This window comes from Streptomyces bikiniensis (assembly GCF_000716625.1).
GTDB lineage: Bacteria > Actinomycetota > Actinomycetes > Streptomycetales > Streptomycetaceae > Streptomyces > Streptomyces bikiniensis.
The window spans coordinates 130,358-147,054 of sequence record NZ_JNXJ01000014.1 but is presented as its reverse complement, the minus strand read 5'-3'; the positions used below and the strand labels follow the sequence as shown (position 1 = coordinate 147,054).

Genomic DNA, 16,697 nt, shown 5'->3' with positions numbered 1-16,697 from the left:
GGGGCCGGGGCGGGCGGGGCCGCGGGGGCGCCGAACGCGGGGGCCGGGGCCGGGGCGGGCGCGGGGGCGCCGAAGGCCGGGGGCGCCGCCGCCTGGGGCGGCGGGGCGAAGCCGGGCGCGGCCGCCTGCTGCTGCGGGGCGGCGGGCTCCTCCTCGGCGACCTCGCCGCCGAAGTTGCGCAGGAGCGCCTCCAGGCCTCCGTCGAAGCCCTGGCCGACGGCGGCGAACCGCCAGACGTCCTTGAGGTAGAAGTCGCCGAGCATCACCGCGCGCTCGGTGGAGAACTCCGCTCCGGTGAACGCGTACCGCGCGACCTCCTCGCCGCCCGCGACGATCCGCAGGTGGCCGGGGCCGATCTGGGACATCTGTCCGGCACCGTCGATCGTGGCGGTGAAGGACAGCTTGTGGATGTGCGCGGGGATGCGGTCGAGGGTGACGCGGAAGGACTCGGTGTCGCCGGCCTGGGCGCCGAGGAGCTGGATGGACTCCTCGGGCGACTTCGGCTGGTTGAAGAAGACGAAGTAGCGGTCGTCCGAGAGCCGCTCGTCGGCGTCGAGACCGAAGCAGCTGATGTCGAAAGTCAGTCCGGGCGCCGCGATCTGCACGCCCACGTACAGATCGGTCCCCGCGGTCAGATCACTGATCCTGGCCTTGTGGCCGCGTTGGAATTCCCTGGCCATGCGTAACGACCGTCCCCCATCCCGAATGGCGAATGCTCGCGCCAGGCTAACCGCTGCGTGCGACGTTGAGACAGGCCAGGTCGTTTTCGGTACGGAATCGGGAAATCCGCGTACCGACGCGTGGCGGTGCCGTCACTCCTCGCGAGCGTCCTCCGGGCGGTCCGAAAGGTTCGGGAGGCGGTCGACGGCGGCCACGCCCTCCAGGTAGCCGCGGGCCCGCTCGGTCCGGGGGTAGGCCTCCAGGAGCCGCCAGAAGCGGGGGCCGTGACCGGGGACGAGCAGATGGGCCAGCTCGTGCAGGAGGACGTAGTCGACGACGTACTCGGGCATGCCCTGGAGCCGGTGGGAGAGGCGGATGCTGCCCTCGGAGGGGGTGCAGGAGCCCCAGCGGGTGTTCTGGTTGGTCACCCAGCGGACCGAGCCGGGGCGGGCCCGGCCGTCGAAGTACTGGTCGGAGAGGCGTCGCGCGCGTTCGGTGAGCTCGCGGTCGCCGAGGACGCTCCGGCTCTCCTTGGCCGCGAGCTTGTCCAGCATGACGCCGACCCAGCGCCGCTCCTCCGCCTCCGACATGCGGGCGGGGATGAGCACGACGGTCCGGTCGCCCTCGCGGTAGGCCGAGACGGTCCTGCTCCGCCGCGCGCTCCTGCGGACCTCGACCGCGCTCGTCCCCGGGTCGCGGGGCGACTTGCTGGTCACGCTGCGTCGTGGATCGGCGGGCACGGGCCCGACGTTACCCGCTGCCGGGGCCGTTCCGGGAACGGTCCGGCCGCACCGCGCCCCATTTGAATGACTAATCCCCCGGCCTGTGGACAACTTTCGGCACCGATCGGGGCGGCGGGGGCATTCTCGCTCCGGGGCGACGGAAATCCGTTGTCGATCATGAATGCGGTTCGTGGACGTGGACATGGACGTGGACGGGGGCGGGGAAATGCATCCGATGGTGAAACCGGCGCTGCGGCGGGCGTGGCGGAGCCTGCGGTGCGTCCAGTTCGGGGTCACCCCGGCCCATGCCGTGGTGCTCGACCCGGTGGGCCCGGAGACGGAGGCGGTGCTCGGGCTGCTCGACGGGACGCGCGGGGTCGAGCTGCTGCGGGCCGAGGCGCGGGCGCTCGGCCTCCCGGACGGGCGGCTCGACGCGCTGCTCGGCCGGCTGGAGTCGGCCGGGCTCCTCACGGACGCCGCGGCGGGGCGGCCCGGGAGGGCGGGACCGGGCGCCGGGGCGGCGGACGCGGCCCCGGACACGCTCCGGGCGGACCTGGCCTCCCTGTCCGTGGTCCATCCGGAACCGGAGCGGGCGGTGGGGGTCCTGGCGGCCAGGCGGGCCCTGCGCGTCCAGGTCAGGGACGCGGGGCGGGTGGGGGCGACGGTGGCGGCCCTGCTCGCGGCGGCGGGCGTGGGCCGGGTCGAGGTGCTGGACTCGGGCCGGGTCGAGCCCTGGGAGACGGCGCCGGGCGGCCTGCCGGCCGAGGCCGTCGGCGAGCGCCGGGCAACGGCCGCCCGGCGCCTGGTCGGCCGCTGGTCGCGGGACGCGCCACGCGGGGGCGGCCGGGGTGGGGCGAGCGGGGGCGGTCGGGGTGGGGTGAGCGGTGAGCCCGGGCTTTCACTCGTGGTGGTGACGCCGCGGGACGGTCTCGGTGCGTACGTCCCGGATCCGCTTCCGGCCCAGCGGTGGGTCTCCAGCGGCGTCCCCCACCTGTACGCGGGGGTGGTCGAGGCGACGGGGACGGTCGGCCCGCTCGTGCTGCCGGGCGGCACGGCCTGCGCCCGCTGCCTCCAGGAGGAGCGGACGGACCGGGAGCCGGTCCGGCCCCGGCTGCTCGCCCAGTGGCGCTCCGGCGCCCCGCATCCGCTGCCGGCCTGCGACCTGGCGCTGGCCACGGCGGTGGCGGGGCTGGCCGCCGCGCACGCGCTCGCCTTCCTGGACGGGGACCTGCCGGCGAGCACGGGCACCCGCTGGGAGGCGTCGCTGCCGTTCCTGGAGTGGCGGACGGAGCGGCTGAGACCCCATCCGGCCTGCCCCTGCGGGGCGGCGCGCGGAAGGGAGGGGGAGCGCGCCTCGGCAGCGGAGGACGCGCACGACACAATGGCGGGGTAACGGTCCTGCGCGGCACGGCAGTCTGGGTTTTGGAGGGGCGCATGTCTGATCTTCCCCGGAAGGCGGTCACCCGGACCGCCAAGTTGGCCGCGTTGCCCCTGGGCTTCGCGGGCCGGGCCACGTGGGGCCTGGGCAAACGGATCGGCGGGCGGTCCGCGGAGATCGTCGCCCGCGAGCTGCAGCAGCGCACGGCCGATCAACTCTTCAAGGTGCTCGGAGAGTTGAAGGGAGGGGCGATGAAGTTCGGGCAGGCGCTCTCCGTCTTCGAGTCGGCCCTGCCCGAGGAGGTCGCCGGGCCGTACCGGGCGGCGTTGACGAAGCTCCAGGACGCGGCGCCGCCGATGCCGACGCGGACGGTGCACGCGGTCCTGGAGGAGCGTCTCGGCGCCGACTGGCGGGAGCTGTTCCTGAAGTTCGAGGACAAGCCGGCGGCCGCGGCCTCGATCGGGCAGGTGCACCGGGCCGTGTGGCACGACGGGCGCGAGGTCGCGGTCAAGGTGCAGTACCCGGGCGCCGGGGAGGCGCTGCTCTCGGACCTGACGCAGCTGAGCCGCTTCGCCCGGCTCCTCGGGCCGCTGGTCCCCGGCATGGACATCAAGCCGCTGATCGCCGAGATGCGGGACCGGGTCTCCGAGGAGCTGGACTACGGCCTGGAGGCGGCGGCCCAGCGGAAGCACGCGGAGGAGTTCGCGGACGACCCGGACGTGGTGGTCCCGGCGGTGGTGCACCAGTCGGAGCAGGTCCTGGTGACCGAGTGGATGGAGGGCCTTCCGCTCGCGGAGGTGATCGCGGACGGCACGCGGGAACAGCGGGACCGGGCGGGTCAGCTCCTGGCCCGCTTCCTCTTCTCGGGCCCGGCGCGCACCGGTCTGCTGCACGCCGACCCGCACCCGGGCAACTTCCGACTGCTGCCGGGGGCGGACGAGGAGGCCGACGGGGACCCGGAGAGCTGGCGGCTCGGCGTCCTCGACTTCGGCACCGTGGACCGGCTGCCGGGCGGGCTGCCCGAGACGATCGGCACCTGTCTGCGGACGGCGCTGGCCGGCGAGGCCGAGACGGTCTACGACCTGCTGCGCGCGGAGGGCTTCGTCAAGGAGACCGTCTCGCTCGACCCGGACGCGGTCCTGGAGTACCTGCTGCCGATCATCGAACCGGCCGAGGCGGAGTCCTTCGTCTTCACCCGCTCCTGGATGCGCACCCAGGCGGCCCGCATCGCCGACCCCCGCTCCCCCGCGTACCAACTGGGCAAGCAGTTGAACCTGCCGCCCTCGTACCTCCTGATACACCGGGTGACCCTGAGCACCATCGGGGTGCTGTGCCAACTGAACGCGACGGTCCGCCTGCGCGACGAACTGGACGCCTGGCTCCCGGGCTTCGCGGAGCCGGAGGCCGACTAGGACCTGTCCGGCGGGGGCTTCACCACCAGGAGGAGTCGAGCCTGCCCTCGATGGCGCGGAGGTTGGTTCGGGAACAGTCCTCGCAGAAGTACACCCGGCGGCCGTCCTCGACCGAGAAGGTCCAGGTCAGGGGCAGGGTGTCGGCGGTCCTGCCGCAGCGCGCGCAGGTGAGAGGCTCCTCCGGGGCGTCCGGGTCGCCGGGGGCGTCGGGGGCGTTCACCCTCGCGACGATAGTCCGGCGGGCCGCCCGTGGTCCCGCGCAACGCACCGCAGGGGCCGGTCCCGACGGACCGGCCCCCGTGGCGGCGCCCCGGAGGGCGCGGGTTCTCAGTGCATGACGGCCATGGCCAGCGCGCGGCGGGCGCGCAGCGAGACGCGCTCGGCGCGGCGCTGCATGCGCCGGGCGGCGACCAGGCGCGCGGCCTGGCGTTCCGCCTCGGCCTCACGCTGTCGGTCGTGCATATGGGCTCGGGCCAGGGCTTCGGGGATGAGTTGCATTTCACGGGTCCTGTTCTGACGCGCCACGGGCGCGGCGGCGGGGGAGAAAGACGGGGTCGCGGAGCCGGCGGGCTCGCTGGTGGAAGAGGTCATCGGGGCCTGCTTCTGGGGATCGTGCGTGTGGGGGCGGTCGATGGTTCCGGTGGCGTTCATGCCGCGACCGGGTTCTTGCGCGGGCGGCCGCGGGGCCGCTTCCGGGCGACGACCACGCCCTGGACGAAGAGCTCACCGCCCCAGACGCCCCACGGCTCGCGCCGCTCCTTGGCGCCGGCGAGGCAGGCGGCCATGAGCGGGCAGGTGCGGCAGAGGGACTTCGCGTACTCCACGTCGGCCGGGGACTCCGCGAAGAAGACCTCCGGGTCGTAGGAGCGACAGGGGACGGGGACGCCGAGGTTCTCGATGGCGTCGTCGAGCGCGGTGAGCGCGGTGAGGGGGGTCAAAGCGGGGTCCTCCGTGGGGCGGCCGGTCTGGGGGAGCGATGCGGAAGGCGGTACGGACGGGGCGTGCGCTTCGAGTTGCACGGTGTTCTTTCCTCGTCTGGTCGTTCCGGCCTGTTGGCCGGGGTTTCGGCTGGTACCGGGTGTTTCTGTCCCGAGGCCCCTTCTCCCGTCCGTCCCCGTTCGGGGACAAACAGAAGGGCCGCGGATCCCGGGTGGGGTTCCGCGGCCCTGAAGGCGCCTGCCTGATCCTGGATCAGGCTGGATCACTCCAGGGTTCGAGCCCACGGAAGGCCCACATCGTGTGGTGCGTCGTCTGCTGCTGGGTGCCGGCACCGGTCGCCGCAAAGGCATAGGCCTTGGCCTTGCCCGCTGCTCCTGCTTCCAGTGCCTTGGTCGGTCGCTCATTGCGCAGGGCCACGGAGGGCCGCAGCTCCACGGCGGCGGACATGCCGAGGCCGGAGAGACCGGTGGTAGGCAGACCGGTGCCGATGAACGCCGAGGCGGAGAGGCCGAGCGTGCAGGCGGAGACGACCGAGCGATCGGTCATTTTGGCGGTGCTGACGAAGCTGGCGGTGCTGGTCTGGATGGTGTAGCTGATCACTGGAATCGCCTCCTCTCGGCGTCTCGGAGGGCTCGGGTGCGAGCCGGACCCTCATGTTTATTTGGACAAGTACAGCACGAAGACAGGGCTTCGAAGAAGCCGCCGTTTCCGTGGTTAAGAACCTATGGGGCTTGACGGGGCGGGCGCAAACTATTTTTCCGACGAGTTTTCCTCAGTCCTCATCGGCCTCCGCCCCTCCCTCCCCACCTGCGCAGATGGCCAGGACGTCGGCCCCGAAGCGGTTCAGCTTGCGGGTGCCGACGCCGGCGATCGAGGCGAGCTCCCCACCCGTGGCGGGGACCCGCTCGGCGATCGCCATGAGGGTCTTGTCGGTGAAGACGCAGTAGGCCGGCTGGCCGAGCTCGCCCGCCCGCTCGGCGCGCCAGTCGCGCAGCCGCTCGTACAGCCCCTCGTCCATGTCCGAGGGGCAGTCCTCGCAGCGCATCAGCTTCATCGCGCCCGCCTCGGTGAGGGTCGCGCCGCAGACCCGGCAGCGGACGGGACCGCGCTGCCTGCGCCGGGCGGGGGCGCTGCCCCGCTCGACGGAGCCCTGCCCGCCGCCGTGGACGGTGGTGCCGAGGGCGCCGGAGCCGGGGCGCAGGCCCTTGAGGAAGCGGGTGGGGCGCCGGGAGGCCCGGCCGCCCGGGGAGCGGGAGAGGGACCAGGAGAGCGTGAGGTGGACCCGGGCGCGGGTGACGCCCACGTACAGCAGGCGCCGCTCCTCCTCGACCTGCTCGTCGGTCTTGGCGTAGGTGATCGGCATCATGCCCTCGGTGAGGCCGACCAGGAAGACGGCGTCCCATTCGAGGCCCTTGGCCGCGTGCAGCGAGGCGAGGGTGACGCCCTGGACGGTCGGGGCGTGCTGGGCGGCGGCCCGCTCGTCGAGCTCGGCGACCAGGTCCGAGAGGGTGGCCCCCGGCCTGGCGCGGGCGAAGTCCTCGGCGAGCCGGACGAGGGCGGCGAGGGATTCCCAGCGGTCGCGGACGGCGCCGGAGCCCGCGGGCGGCTCGGTGGTCCAGCCCTTGGTGGAGAGGACCGCCCTGACCTGCGCGGGCAGGTCCTCGGCGCCGTCGAGGAGGGAGTCGTTGCCCCCGGCGCGGGCCGCGCCGCGCAGGGCGATGCCCGCCTCCCGCACCTCCTGGCGCTCGAAGAAGCGCTCGGCGCCGCGGAGCTGGTAGGGCACCCCGGCGTCGGCGAGGGCCTGCTCGTAGACCTCGGACTGGGCGTTGATCCGGTAGAGGACGGCGATCTCGCCGGCCGGGACGCCGGCGGCGATCAGGTCGCGGACGCGGCGGGCGGTGCCCTCGGCCTCGGCGGGCTCGTCGGCGTACTCGGCGTAGACCGGCTCGGGGCCGGGGCCGCGCTGGGAGACCAGCTCCAGGCGGTGCTCGGCGGCGCGGCCGCGGGCCTGGGAGAGCAGTCCGTTGGCCAGGTGGACGACCTGGGGGGTGGAGCGGTAGTCGCGGACCAGTCTGACCACGGTGGCGCCGGGGTGCCGGGTGCGGAAGTTCAGCAGGTGGTCGGGGGTGGCACCGGTGAAGGAGTAGATCGTCTGGCTGGCGTCGCCGACCACGCAGAGGCTGTCGCGGTCGCCGAGCCACAGGTCGAGCAGGCGCTGCTGGAGCGGGGAGACGTCCTGGTACTCGTCCACCACGAAGTGCTGGTACTGGCGGCGGACCTGGTCGGCGATGTCGTGCCGGTCCTGGAGGATGGCGACGGTGAGCAGCAGCACGTCCTCGAAGTCGATCACCGAGCGGTCGCGCTTCAGCTGCTCGTACGTGGCGTAGATCTGGCCGATCTCGGCCGGGTCACGGGGGGCGTCCCTGAGGGCCTTGGCGACGACGGCCGGGTAGTCGGCGGGGACGGTCTGGGTGACCTTGGCCCACTCGATCTCGCCGGTGACGTCCCGCAGCTCGTTCCGGTCGAGCCGGATGCGGCAGCGGGCAGCGGCCTCGGCGACCAGCTGGACCTTCCGCTCCAGGAGCCGGGGCAGCTCGCCACCGACTGCTTTCGGCCAGAAGAACTGGAGCTGGCGGAGGGCTGCGGAGTGGAAGGTGCGGGCCTGGACGCCGCCCGCGCCGAGCTGCCGGAGCCGGCCGCGCATCTCGCCCGCGGCGCGGTTGGTGAAGGTGACGGCGAGGACGGTGGCGGGCTGGAGCACGCCCGCCCGCACCCCGTACGCGATCCGGTGCGTGATGGCCCGCGTCTTGCCCGTGCCGGCTCCCGCAAGGACGCACACCGGGCCGCCCAGGGCGAGCGCGACCTCGCGCTGCTCGGGGTCGAGCCCGTCGAGCACCGCGTCGGCCGTCTCCGGCACCTGGGGAAAGAGAGTGGAGTGCGTCGCTGCTGTCACCCCGCCATGCTGCCAGGTCCCGTGGGGTGGGTGCGGCGGGTTGTCCACAGGCGGGAGACGCCGGTCATACGAATCCCGGGGCGGCGGGGCCGGCCGCCGGCCGATGCGGGACCGGTGCGGAATCCCGTGCGGGACCGGTCCGGGAATGGGACGGAGAGGGCGTACGTTCTCCTTCTCGGACCCCGTCAGCGAACGCGAACGAAGAACCAGAGGAGCGCCTGGCCATGCAGGGCACTGTGACGATGTACAGCACCACGTGGTGCGGCTACTGCCGTCGGCTGAAGAGCCAGATGGACCGCGAGGGCATCGCGTACACGGAGATCAACATCGAGCAGGACCCGGACTCGGCGGCGTTCGTCGAGGAGGCCAACGGCGGCAACCAGACCGTGCCGACCGTGCTCTTCCCGGACGGCTCCACCCTGACGAACCCGAGCCTCGCGCAGGTCAAGCAGAAGATCGGCGCCTGATCGATTTTCGGCCACTGCGGCCGCCGCTCGCGTCACGCCCCCTTCGGTCACGCCCGACCGGAGGGGGCGTTCTCGTGCTCCGAGGGCTCCGGGCGCTCCGACGGCCCGTCCGCGAGCGCGGGGTAGTCGGTGTAGCCGTTCTCGCCGCCCGTGTACATCAGGCCCTCCTCGCGGACGGGGTTGATCGCGGCCCCGGTCCGGAGGCGTTCGACGAGGTCGGGGTTGGCGAGGAAGGGGCGGCCCAGGGAGATCAGGTCGGCCCCGGCGGCGAGGAGGCGCTCGGCCGCGTGCCGGCCGCCGTCGGCGGGCAGGGGCCCGCCCCAGCCCAGGACGGGATTGGCTATCAGGGTTCCCTCCCAGGTCTTCCGGATGTACTGGAAGAGCGGCTGGTCCGGGTCGGCGAAGACCAGGTGCAGATAGGCCGGGCCGATGGGGGCCAGGGCGGCGACGAGGGCCGGATAGATGTCCTCGGTGTCGCCCTCCTCGATGCCGTTGACGGTCAGGCCGGGCGCGAGCCGCACGCCCACCCGCTCGGGGCCGATCGCGTCGGCGACGGCCCGGACCACCTCGACGGTGAGGCGGATCCGCCCGGCGACGGAGCCGCCGTACGCGTCGGTGCGGAGGTTGGTGTTCTTCGCCAGGAACTGGTGCAGCAGGTAGCCGTTGGCGGAGTGGACCTCAACGCCGGCGAAGCCCGCGTCGACGGCCCTGCGGGCAGCGGCGGCGAAGTCGGCGACGGTGGCACGGATCTCCTCGGCGGTCATCTCGCGCGGGACGACGGCCTCCCGGCGTCCGCCGGGCGTGTGGATCGGCTCGGGAAGGGGAACCGGCGAGGGGGCGACGGGCGTGAGCCCGCTGTTGTCGGGGTGGCCGACCCGGCCGCCGTGCTGGAGCTGGAGGAACATCCGGCCGCCCGCCGCGTGCACGGCGTCGGTGACCCGCCGCCATCCGGCCACGTGGGCGTCGTTGTGGATGGCCGTGATGTTCGGGTAGGTCCGGCCCACGGCGTTCGGCGTGGAGGCCTCGGCGATGATCAGGCCGGCGGAGGCGCGCTGGGCGTAGTAGGTGGCCATGACGGGCTTCGGGACGCCGTCGGCCGTGGCGCGGTTGCGGGTCATCGGCGCCATCACCATGCGGTTGGGCAGTTCCAGCGGGCCGAGGCGGGCGGGGTCGAAGAGGCGGGAGGGGCGGAGTGCGTCCGGTGCGTTCGTCATGCCCGTACGGTAGGAGTTGACACTGGTGTCAGGTTCAAGTCCGGTTCCGGCGAACGGGGATGTGACATGCGGATCGGTGAACTCGCCCGGCGCAGCGGGGTGAGCGAGAGGTCGCTGCGCTACTACGAGACGCAGGGTCTCCTGGCGTCCGAGCGCACGCCGGGAGGGCAGCGCGACTTCGGCGAATGGGCGGTGGACCGCGTCATCCGCGTCCAGGCGCTGTACGCGGCCGGGCTCACCAGTAGGAAGATCGCGCTGCTGCTGCCCTGCATGCGGGACGCGGACGGGGCGGCTAGCGAGATCGCCACGCCCCGGCTCGTCGACGAGCTGAGCGCGGAGCGCGACCGCATCGACCGTACGATCGCGGACCTGGTGCGCTCCCGCGACGTCCTGGACGAGGCCATCTCCACGGCCGCCGCCTCCCTGGCGGGGGAGACGGTCCGCTCCTGACCGGCCCGGGTCCGGAGCGCGGGGTCCGGGCCCGGACGGGCCGGGCGGGTCAGAGGACGTCGCCCGGCTTCGGGAGCGGCCTGCCGTACCAGCGCTCGATCAGGCGGGAGGCGATCGAGATGCCGTACGGGGGGAGGACGTCGCCGCTCTCGAAGGCGGCGGCCAGCTCCTCGCGGGAGAACCAGCGGGCCTCGTGGATCTCCTCGCCGTCCACGGTGATCTCCGAGGAGGTGGCGCGGGCGACGAAGCCCAGCATCAGGCTGGACGGGAAGGGCCAGGGCTGGCTGGCGACGTACTCGACCTCGCCGACCGTGACGCCCGCCTCCTCGAAGACCTCGCGGACCACCGACTGCTCGATGGACTCGCCCGGCTCGACGAAGCCGGCCAGGGTCGAGAAGCGGCCCTCCGGCCAGTGCACCTGGCGGCCGAGCAGGGCCCGGTCGTGCTCGTCCGTGACGAGCATGATCACCGCGGGGTCGGTGCGCGGGTAGTGCTCGGCGCCGCAGGCCTGGCAGCGACGGATGTGCCCGGCCGCGGCGATGACCGTGCGCTCGCCGCAGCGCGAGCAGAAGCGGTGGAGGCGCTGCCAGTTCTCCAGGGCCACGGCGTGCACCATCAGGGCGGTGTCCCGGTCGGAGAGCAGCATCCCGGCCTCGCGCAGCCCGGCGGGGCGGGCGGACTGGTCCATGCGGCCGGGCAGGGAGTCCTTCTGGAGCGCGAAGTAGGAGATCCCGTCGGCGTCCGTGCCCAGGAAGTAGCGGTGGGTCTCGGTGACCGGGGCCTCGAAGGCCGGGGTCATGACGAGTTCGGTGGTGCCGTCGGGACGGTCGTCGATCAGCACCTGGCCGCCGGAGACCACGAAGACCCGGGTCGTGGGGTGGCTCCAGGCGGCCGCGAGCCACGCCTCGTCGAGGCGGTGGTGGGCGGCGCGGTCGATGCCGCTCGGGGCGGTGAGCGCGATCGGGCGGTCCGCGGGGGCCGGTACGTCCGCCGGGATCTGTACGTCCGCCGGGGTCGGGGCGTCCGCCGGAAGGGACGCCGGGGTGCCCTCCGGAGCCGGGGTGCCCGGGGCGTTCCCCGGGGCCGACGGGTCGTTCAGGGCCGGCACGTTCTTCAAGGTGCTCACAGGTTGCTTCCAACTCCCCCGGTTCGGTGTGTGGGTTCAGCGCTCGGCGGCCTGGAGGGCGACGGGCAGGTCGCCCCAGAGATGAGCGGTCGTCTCGACGCCCTTCATGAGCAGATCGAGCTCGATCTTCTCGTTCGGGGCGTGCCAGCCGTCGGACGGGACGGAGACGCCGAGGAACAGGACGGGTGCCTCCAGGACGTCCTGGAGGTCGGCGGCCGGACCCGAGCCGCCCTCGCGGGTGTAGCGGACCTCGGCGCCGTCGAAGGCCCGGCTCATGGCCCCGGCCACCGCCTTCAGGGCGGGGTGGCCGAGGGGGGTGAGGCAGGGGCGGGTCGGGGCGCCGAAGGTGATCCCGTACCGGATTCCGGCCGGGACGAGTCCGGCGAGCCAGTCCCGTACCGCCCGTTCGATCTTGTCCGGGTCCTGGCCGGCGACGAGCCGGAAGGAGAGCTTGAGGTGGGCGGAGGCGGGGACGATCGTCTTGCCGCCGGGGCCCTGGTAGCCGCCGCCGATGCCGTTGACCTCGGCGGTGGGGCGGGCCCAGACCCGCTCCAGGGTGGAGAAGCCCGCCTCGCCCAGGGTGCCGTGGGACTTGGCCGTGCGCAGCCAGGCCGCCTCGTCGAAGGGCAGCTCGGCGACGAGGGCCCGCTCGGCGTCGGTCAGCTCGGTCACGCCGTCGTAGAAGCCGGGGATCGCCACGCGCTCGTCGGCGTCGTGGAGGGCGGCGACGATCCGGCCGGCGACGGTGGCCGGGTTCGGCACGGCGCCGCCGAAGGAGCCGGAGTGGATGTCCTGGTCGGGGCCGTACAGCTCGATCTCGCAGTCCGCGACCCCGCGCATGCCGGTGCAGACGGTGGGGGTGGTCTCGGACCACATGCCGGTGTCGGAGACGATCACGGCGTCGGCGGCGAGCCGCCCGGCGCGGGCCTCGACCAGCTCGCGGAAGTGCGGGGAGCCGGACTCCTCCTCGCCCTCGATCAGGAGCTTGAGGTGGACGGCGGGGGCGGTGCGGCCGGTGGCGGCGAGGTGGGCGCGGACGCCGAGGGTGTGGAAGAACACCTGGCCCTTGTCGTCGGCCGCCCCGCGCGCGTACATCCGGCCGTCGACCACGGTCGGCTCGAACGGGTCCGTGCGCCAGCCGTCCTCGCGGGCGGCGGGCTGCACGTCGTGGTGGCCGTAGACGAGGACGGCCGGGGCGCCCGGGTCGTCCGAGGGCCACTCCGCGAAGACGGCGGGGGCGCCGGCGGTCTCCCAGACCTCGACCGTCGTGAAGCCGGTCTCCATGAGCTTGGCGGCGAGCCAGTCGGCGCTGCGCCGCACGTCGGCGGCCCGCTCCGGCTGCGCCGAGACGGACGGGATGCGCAGCCACTCGGCGAGGTCGCCGAGGAAGGCGGCACGGTGCCGCTCGACGTACGTGCGCACTGCGTGGACGGCGCTGTCCGGGGTCTCGCTCATACATATGAGCCTATCCGGCCTCCGGGGGTGCCCCGCCCAGCAGGATCGCCTCGAGCTCGCTCCGGCCGGGCAGCCGGGCGGGCCGGGCGACCTCACCCGTACGGACGTACACGAAGGCGGCGGCCACCTCCTCGGGCGCGAGGCCGTGCTGCTCGGCCCAGGCGAGCCGGTAGAGCGCGAGCTGGAGCGGGTCGGCGCTGCGGGTGCGGCTAGTCTTCCAGTCGACGATCTCGTACGCGCCGGTCTCCGGGTCCCGGTAGACGGCGTCGATCCGGCCCCGGACGACCCGGCCCGCGAGGGTGAGGTGGACGGGGACCTCGACGCGGTACGGGGTGCGGCGGGCGTACGGGGTGCGGGCGAAGGCCTCCTTCAGCTCGTCCAGGTCCCGTTCGTCGAGGATCTCGGGCTCGCCCGCGAACTCCTCGCCGCCGGGCAGCTCCTCCGGGCCGAGGAACGGCAGCGGCAGCTCCTCGTGGCGGGACTCCACCCAGGCGTGGAAGCGGGTGCCCCGGCGGGCGGCGGGCTGCGGCGGCTTGGGCAGGGGCCGGGCCAGCTCGCGCGCGAAGCCGTCGGGGTCGGCGGCGAGCCGGAGCACCTGGGAGGCGGAGAGGTACGCGGGCAGCAGCACGTCCCGGGTGGTGGCGCGGGCGCGGCGGAGCTCGGTGGTGAGGGAGGCGAGGTCGCGGTCCCAGGAGGCGATGGTCCTGGCGTCCTCGGGGGTGAGGGCGCCGGGGTCTTCCTGGGCCTGGGGGTCTTCCTGGGCCCCGGGCTCCTGGGGTGCTGCCGGTTCCGGGGCCCCTGTTTCCCCGGGCTCCTCCGGTTCCGGGGCGGCGGCGCCTTCCGGGGCCCGGGACTCCCGGGGCACCGCCGGCTCCGGGGCCCCTGTTTCCCCGGGCTCCTCCGGTTCCGGGGCCCTCGGGCCCCGGACCGCGTCCGCGTGGGTGTCCTCGGGGAGGACCTCCTCGTCCCAGGCGGGCTCCTCGTCCTCCCAGGCGGGCTCCTCGTCGTCCCAGACCGGCTCCTCGTCGTCCCAGGGGTCCTCGGGGGGCGGGCCCTGGAGAGCGGGCGCCGCGCTCGTGGGGCCGCTCCCCCCCGTTCCGGTCTGCGGGGCGACCGACCACAGCAGGGACGTCACCCGCTCCGCGGCCTTCCGGCGGCGCTCGAAGGACTCCCGGTCCAGCGGCAGCGGCCACGCCTCGTCACGATCCGCCGCCGCCAGGGTCGGGTTCTCCGCGTCCTCCTCCGGCTCGTCCGCCCAGGCCTCGATCTCGCCGTGCCCGGCCGCGCAGTGGTCGTACAGGGCCAGGAGGAAGTCCGAGGGGCCGCGGGGCTTCTTCTGGCTCGGGCCCCACCAGTGGCCCGAGCCGAGGAGAAGGGAGCGGGGGCGGGTGAAGGTGACGTACCCCAGGCGCAGTTCCTCGGTGTGCTGGTGCTCGCGCATGTCGGTCTTGAACGCGGCCAGGGACTTGGCGTCCCAGGCGTCGATCGACGGGAGCGTGGGGGCGTCGCCGCGCAGGGCGTGCGGGAGGACCTGCGGCTGGGAGGTCCACGCCTCGCGCGCGCGTGCGCTGGGGAACTGGCCGGTGACCAGGCCGGGGACGGCGACGACGTCCCACTCCAGGCCCTTGGACTTGTGGGCGGTGAGGACCTTGACGGTGTTCTCGCCTCCGGGCAGCGCGCTGTCGAGGCCCTTCTCGAACTGGACGGCCGTGCGCAGGAAGCCGAGGAAGGCGAGGAGGGTGGCCTCGCCGTCGAGGGAGGCGAAGCCGGCGGCGACGTCGAGGAAGTGGCCGAGGGTCTCGCGGCGGCGGGCGGCGAGGGCGTGCGGGGAGGCGGAGAGCTCGACCTCCAGGCCGGTCGTGTTCAGGACCCGGTGCAGCACGTCCATGAGGGGGTCCGCGAGCGAGGTGCGCAGGGAGCGCAGTTCGGCGGCGAGGCGGGCGAAGCGGACCCTGGCCTCGGCGGAGAACGCCAGGCCGTCGTCGGGGGTGCCCCCGGAGTCGAGGAAGGTGTCGAGCGCGTCGGCGAGGGAGATCACCTCGGCCGGGTCGACGCCCTCGACGGCGGCGGCGAGCCGCTGCTCGGGGTCGGTCTCCTCGCTCCCCCGGTGCACCAGGAGGCGGGCGCGGCGGCCCAGGAGGGCGAGGTCGCGGGGGCCGATCCGCCAGCGGGGGCCGGTGAGGAGCCGTACCAGGGAGGCGTTGGCGCCCGGGTCCTGGAGGACCTCGCAGACGGCGACGAGGTCCGCGATCTCGGGCAGGTGGAGGAGGCCGGAGAGACCGACGACCTCGACGGGCACGTCCCGGGCGACCAGGGCGGCGTGGATCGCGGGGAAGTCGGTGGCGGTGCGGCACAGGACGGCGATCTCGCCGGGTTCGCGGCCGGTGCGGACGAGGCGGGCGAGGGAGTCCGCGAGCCAGTCGATCTCCTCGGCGTGGGTGGGCAGCAGGGCGATCCGTACGCTGCCGTCGTTCTCGGCGCCGGGTGCGGGCCGCAGCGCCTCCACGCCCGCGTGCAGGGCGCGCAGGGGGGCGGCGAGGCCGTTGGCGAGGTCGAGGAGGCGGCCGCCGCTGCGCCGGTTCTCGGAGAGGGCGTAGCGGCTCGCGGGGCTGCCGTCGCGGTGCGGGAAGTGCTCGGGGAAGTCGTCCAGGTTGGCGACGGAGGCGCCGCGCCAGCCGTAGATGGCCTGGCAGGGGTCGCCGACGGCGGTCACGGCGTGCCCGGTGCCCTGGCCGAAGAGGCCGGAGAGCAGCAGCCGCTGGGCGACGGAGGTGTCCTGGTACTCGTCGAGGAGGACGACCTTGAACTCGTCGCGCAGGATCGTGCCGACCTCGGGCCGGGTGGTGGCGAGTTCGGCGGAGCGGGCGATCTGGTCGCCGAAGTCGAGCAGGTCGCGGGAGCGCTTGGCGGCGCGGTAGCGGACGACGAGGTCGAGGAGTTCGCGGCGGGCGGCGGCGGCCTCGGGGACCTTGCGCAGCTCGGCGTTGCTCAGCTTGGCGCCGGCGAGGGTCGTGAGCAGGTCGGAGTCGTACGCGCGAAGCCGGTCGGGCGGGACGAGGTGCTCGGCCAGTTCGGCGTCGAGGGCGAGCAGGTCGGTGATGAGGGTCGGGAAGGAGCGGGTGAGCGCGGGGTACGGGCCGGGGGCCTCGCGGAGCACGCGCGCGGCGAGCTGGTACCGGGTGGCGTCCGCGAGGAGCCGGGAGGTGGGCTCCAGGCCGATGCGGAGGCCGTGGTCGGTGAGGAGCTGTCCGGCGAAGGCGTGGTAGGTGGAGATGCGGGGTTCGCCCGGAACGTAATAGGGGTCGGCGGACACCGCCGTCGCTGGGGGGTGGTGGCCGGGCGACGGGTGGGACGGATCGATGACGTCCGGGTCGGTGACGCCGGCGCGGACGAGGGCGGTGCGGACGCGCTCCGCGAGTTCGCCGGCGGCCTTGTTGGTGAAGGTGAGGCCGAGGACCTGCTCGGGGGCGACCTGGCCCGTGCCGACCAGCCAGACCACGCGGGCGGCCATCACCGTCGTCTTGCCGGAGCCGGCGCCGGCCACGACGACCTGCGGGGCGAGCGGCGCGGTGATGCAGGCCGTCTGCTCCGGGGTGAACGGGATGCCGAGCAGCTCCTTGAGCTCCTCGGGGTCGCTGATGCGTGCGGTCACCGGAAGAGGCTAGCGGGGCGGTCGGACAGCGGCGGCCGGACACGGGCTCCGGTGCCGGGTCTCCCGGGCGCCCCGTACCGGGAGTTACGGACGTCCTCCGCCGGGAGTTCCGGCGCGGGACGCCGGGGGCCGCGGACGCCGTGCCCACGCGCGCGTGACGGACCTCTCTTTCCGACGGGGCGTCAGGCGCGCGTGGCCGGGCCGGGGCGGACGGGGCTTCACGCGCGTGACCGGGCCGGAGCGGACAGGGCTTCACGCGCGTGACCGGG

General features: G+C 74.2%; 15 protein-coding genes. 4 read left to right on the top strand and 11 right to left on the bottom strand.

The features are described 5' to 3' along the window. Both OO47_RS13345 and OO47_RS13340 read right to left on the bottom strand, forming a co-directional pair. Positions 1-680 (bottom strand): TerD family protein (locus OO47_RS13345; RefSeq protein WP_033209006.1); only part of this gene is annotated, 680 nt, incomplete at its 3' end. A gap of 132 nt (positions 681-812) precedes the next feature. Further along, positions 813-1,400 carry a M48 metallopeptidase family protein gene (locus OO47_RS13340; RefSeq protein ID WP_030207250.1) on the bottom strand — a complete coding sequence of 196 codons (588 nt, stop codon included), beginning with the start codon at positions 1,398-1,400 and terminating at the stop codon, positions 813-815. 208 nt (positions 1,401-1,608) lie between these two features. Here OO47_RS13340 and OO47_RS13335 point away from each other — a divergent pair, with 208 nt between their 5' ends. After that, positions 1,609-2,775, top strand: coding sequence for a TOMM precursor leader peptide-binding protein (locus OO47_RS13335; protein ID WP_030207248.1), 1,167 nt, complete (start codon positions 1,609-1,611; stop codon positions 2,773-2,775). 41 nt (positions 2,776-2,816) lie between these two features. Continuing rightward, positions 2,817-4,172 carry an ABC1 kinase family protein gene (locus tag OO47_RS13330; protein WP_030207246.1) on the top strand — a complete coding sequence of 452 codons (1,356 nt, stop codon included), beginning with the start codon at positions 2,817-2,819 and terminating at the stop codon, positions 4,170-4,172. A 19-nt stretch (positions 4,173-4,191) separates the two neighbouring features. On the opposite strand, the gene OO47_RS13325 is transcribed toward OO47_RS13330, so the two are convergent. The 5 genes from OO47_RS13325 to OO47_RS13305 form a co-directional block, all read right to left on the bottom strand. Continuing rightward, positions 4,192-4,392: a hypothetical protein gene (locus OO47_RS13325; RefSeq protein WP_030207245.1), complete on the bottom strand. Its 201-nt coding sequence runs from the start codon at positions 4,390-4,392 to the stop codon at positions 4,192-4,194. Between the two features lie 107 nt (positions 4,393-4,499). Beyond that, positions 4,500-4,823 carry a hypothetical protein gene (locus OO47_RS13320; RefSeq protein WP_030207243.1) on the bottom strand — a complete coding sequence of 108 codons (324 nt, stop codon included), beginning with the start codon at positions 4,821-4,823 and terminating at the stop codon, positions 4,500-4,502. Continuing rightward, positions 4,820-5,191: a WhiB family transcriptional regulator gene (locus OO47_RS13315; RefSeq protein ID WP_030207242.1), complete on the bottom strand. Its 372-nt coding sequence runs from the start codon at positions 5,189-5,191 to the stop codon at positions 4,820-4,822. The genes OO47_RS13320 and OO47_RS13315 overlap by 4 nt, the downstream gene beginning before the upstream one ends. Before the next feature lie 172 nt (positions 5,192-5,363). After that, positions 5,364-5,711, bottom strand: coding sequence for a hypothetical protein (locus OO47_RS13310; RefSeq protein ID WP_106969393.1), 348 nt, complete (start codon positions 5,709-5,711; stop codon positions 5,364-5,366). A 172-nt stretch (positions 5,712-5,883) separates the two neighbouring features. Further along, positions 5,884-8,064 carry an ATP-dependent DNA helicase UvrD2 gene (locus OO47_RS13305; RefSeq protein ID WP_030207238.1) on the bottom strand — a complete coding sequence of 727 codons (2,181 nt, stop codon included), beginning with the start codon at positions 8,062-8,064 and terminating at the stop codon, positions 5,884-5,886. Positions 8,065-8,288: 224 nt separating this feature from the next. Between OO47_RS13305 and OO47_RS13300 the strand changes: the two genes are divergently transcribed. Continuing rightward, entirely contained in the window at positions 8,289-8,531 is a 243-nt protein-coding gene (locus OO47_RS13300) for a mycoredoxin (RefSeq protein ID WP_030207235.1), read from the top strand. Positions 8,532-8,578: 47 nt separating this feature from the next. Here OO47_RS13300 and OO47_RS13295 read toward each other — a convergent pair whose 3' ends face one another. Continuing rightward, entirely contained in the window at positions 8,579-9,745 is a 1,167-nt protein-coding gene (locus tag OO47_RS13295) for an alkene reductase (protein WP_051715357.1), read from the bottom strand. Between the two features lie 66 nt (positions 9,746-9,811). Here OO47_RS13295 and OO47_RS13290 point away from each other — a divergent pair, with 66 nt between their 5' ends. Beyond that, positions 9,812-10,195 carry a MerR family transcriptional regulator gene (locus OO47_RS13290; protein ID WP_030207227.1) on the top strand — a complete coding sequence of 128 codons (384 nt, stop codon included), beginning with the start codon at positions 9,812-9,814 and terminating at the stop codon, positions 10,193-10,195. 49 nt (positions 10,196-10,244) lie between these two features. Here OO47_RS13290 and nudC read toward each other — a convergent pair whose 3' ends face one another. The 3 genes from nudC to OO47_RS13275 form a co-directional block, all read right to left on the bottom strand. After that, positions 10,245-11,192 (bottom strand): NAD(+) diphosphatase, encoded by a 948-nt coding sequence (gene nudC / locus OO47_RS13285; protein WP_030207224.1) that lies wholly within the window; start codon positions 11,190-11,192, stop codon positions 10,245-10,247. 165 nt (positions 11,193-11,357) lie between these two features. Further along, on the bottom strand, positions 11,358-12,776 hold the full coding sequence (locus OO47_RS13280) for a dipeptidase (RefSeq protein WP_030207218.1): 1,419 nt from the start codon (positions 12,774-12,776) through the stop codon (positions 11,358-11,360). A 10-nt stretch (positions 12,777-12,786) separates the two neighbouring features. Then, positions 12,787-16,428 (bottom strand): UvrD-helicase domain-containing protein, encoded by a 3,642-nt coding sequence (locus OO47_RS13275; RefSeq protein WP_030207217.1) that lies wholly within the window; start codon positions 16,426-16,428, stop codon positions 12,787-12,789. Between the last annotated feature and the right edge of the window lie 269 nt (positions 16,429-16,697).

Coding starts and splice junctions, on each gene's coding strand:
- OO47_RS13330 (WP_030207246.1), top strand. CDS start 2,817: ATGTCTGATCTTCCCCGGAAGGCGGTCACCCGGACCGCCAAGTTGGCC.
- OO47_RS13280 (WP_030207218.1), bottom strand. CDS start 12,776: ATGAGCGAGACCCCGGACAGCGCCGTCCACGCAGTGCGCACGTACGTC.
- OO47_RS13300 (WP_030207235.1), top strand. CDS start 8,289: ATGCAGGGCACTGTGACGATGTACAGCACCACGTGGTGCGGCTACTGC.
- OO47_RS13320 (WP_030207243.1), bottom strand. CDS start 4,823: ATGAACGCCACCGGAACCATCGACCGCCCCCACACGCACGATCCCCAG.
- OO47_RS13335 (WP_030207248.1), top strand. CDS start 1,609: ATGCATCCGATGGTGAAACCGGCGCTGCGGCGGGCGTGGCGGAGCCTG.
- OO47_RS13290 (WP_030207227.1), top strand. CDS start 9,812: ATGCGGATCGGTGAACTCGCCCGGCGCAGCGGGGTGAGCGAGAGGTCG.
- OO47_RS13295 (WP_051715357.1), bottom strand. CDS start 9,745: ATGACGAACGCACCGGACGCACTCCGCCCCTCCCGCCTCTTCGACCCC.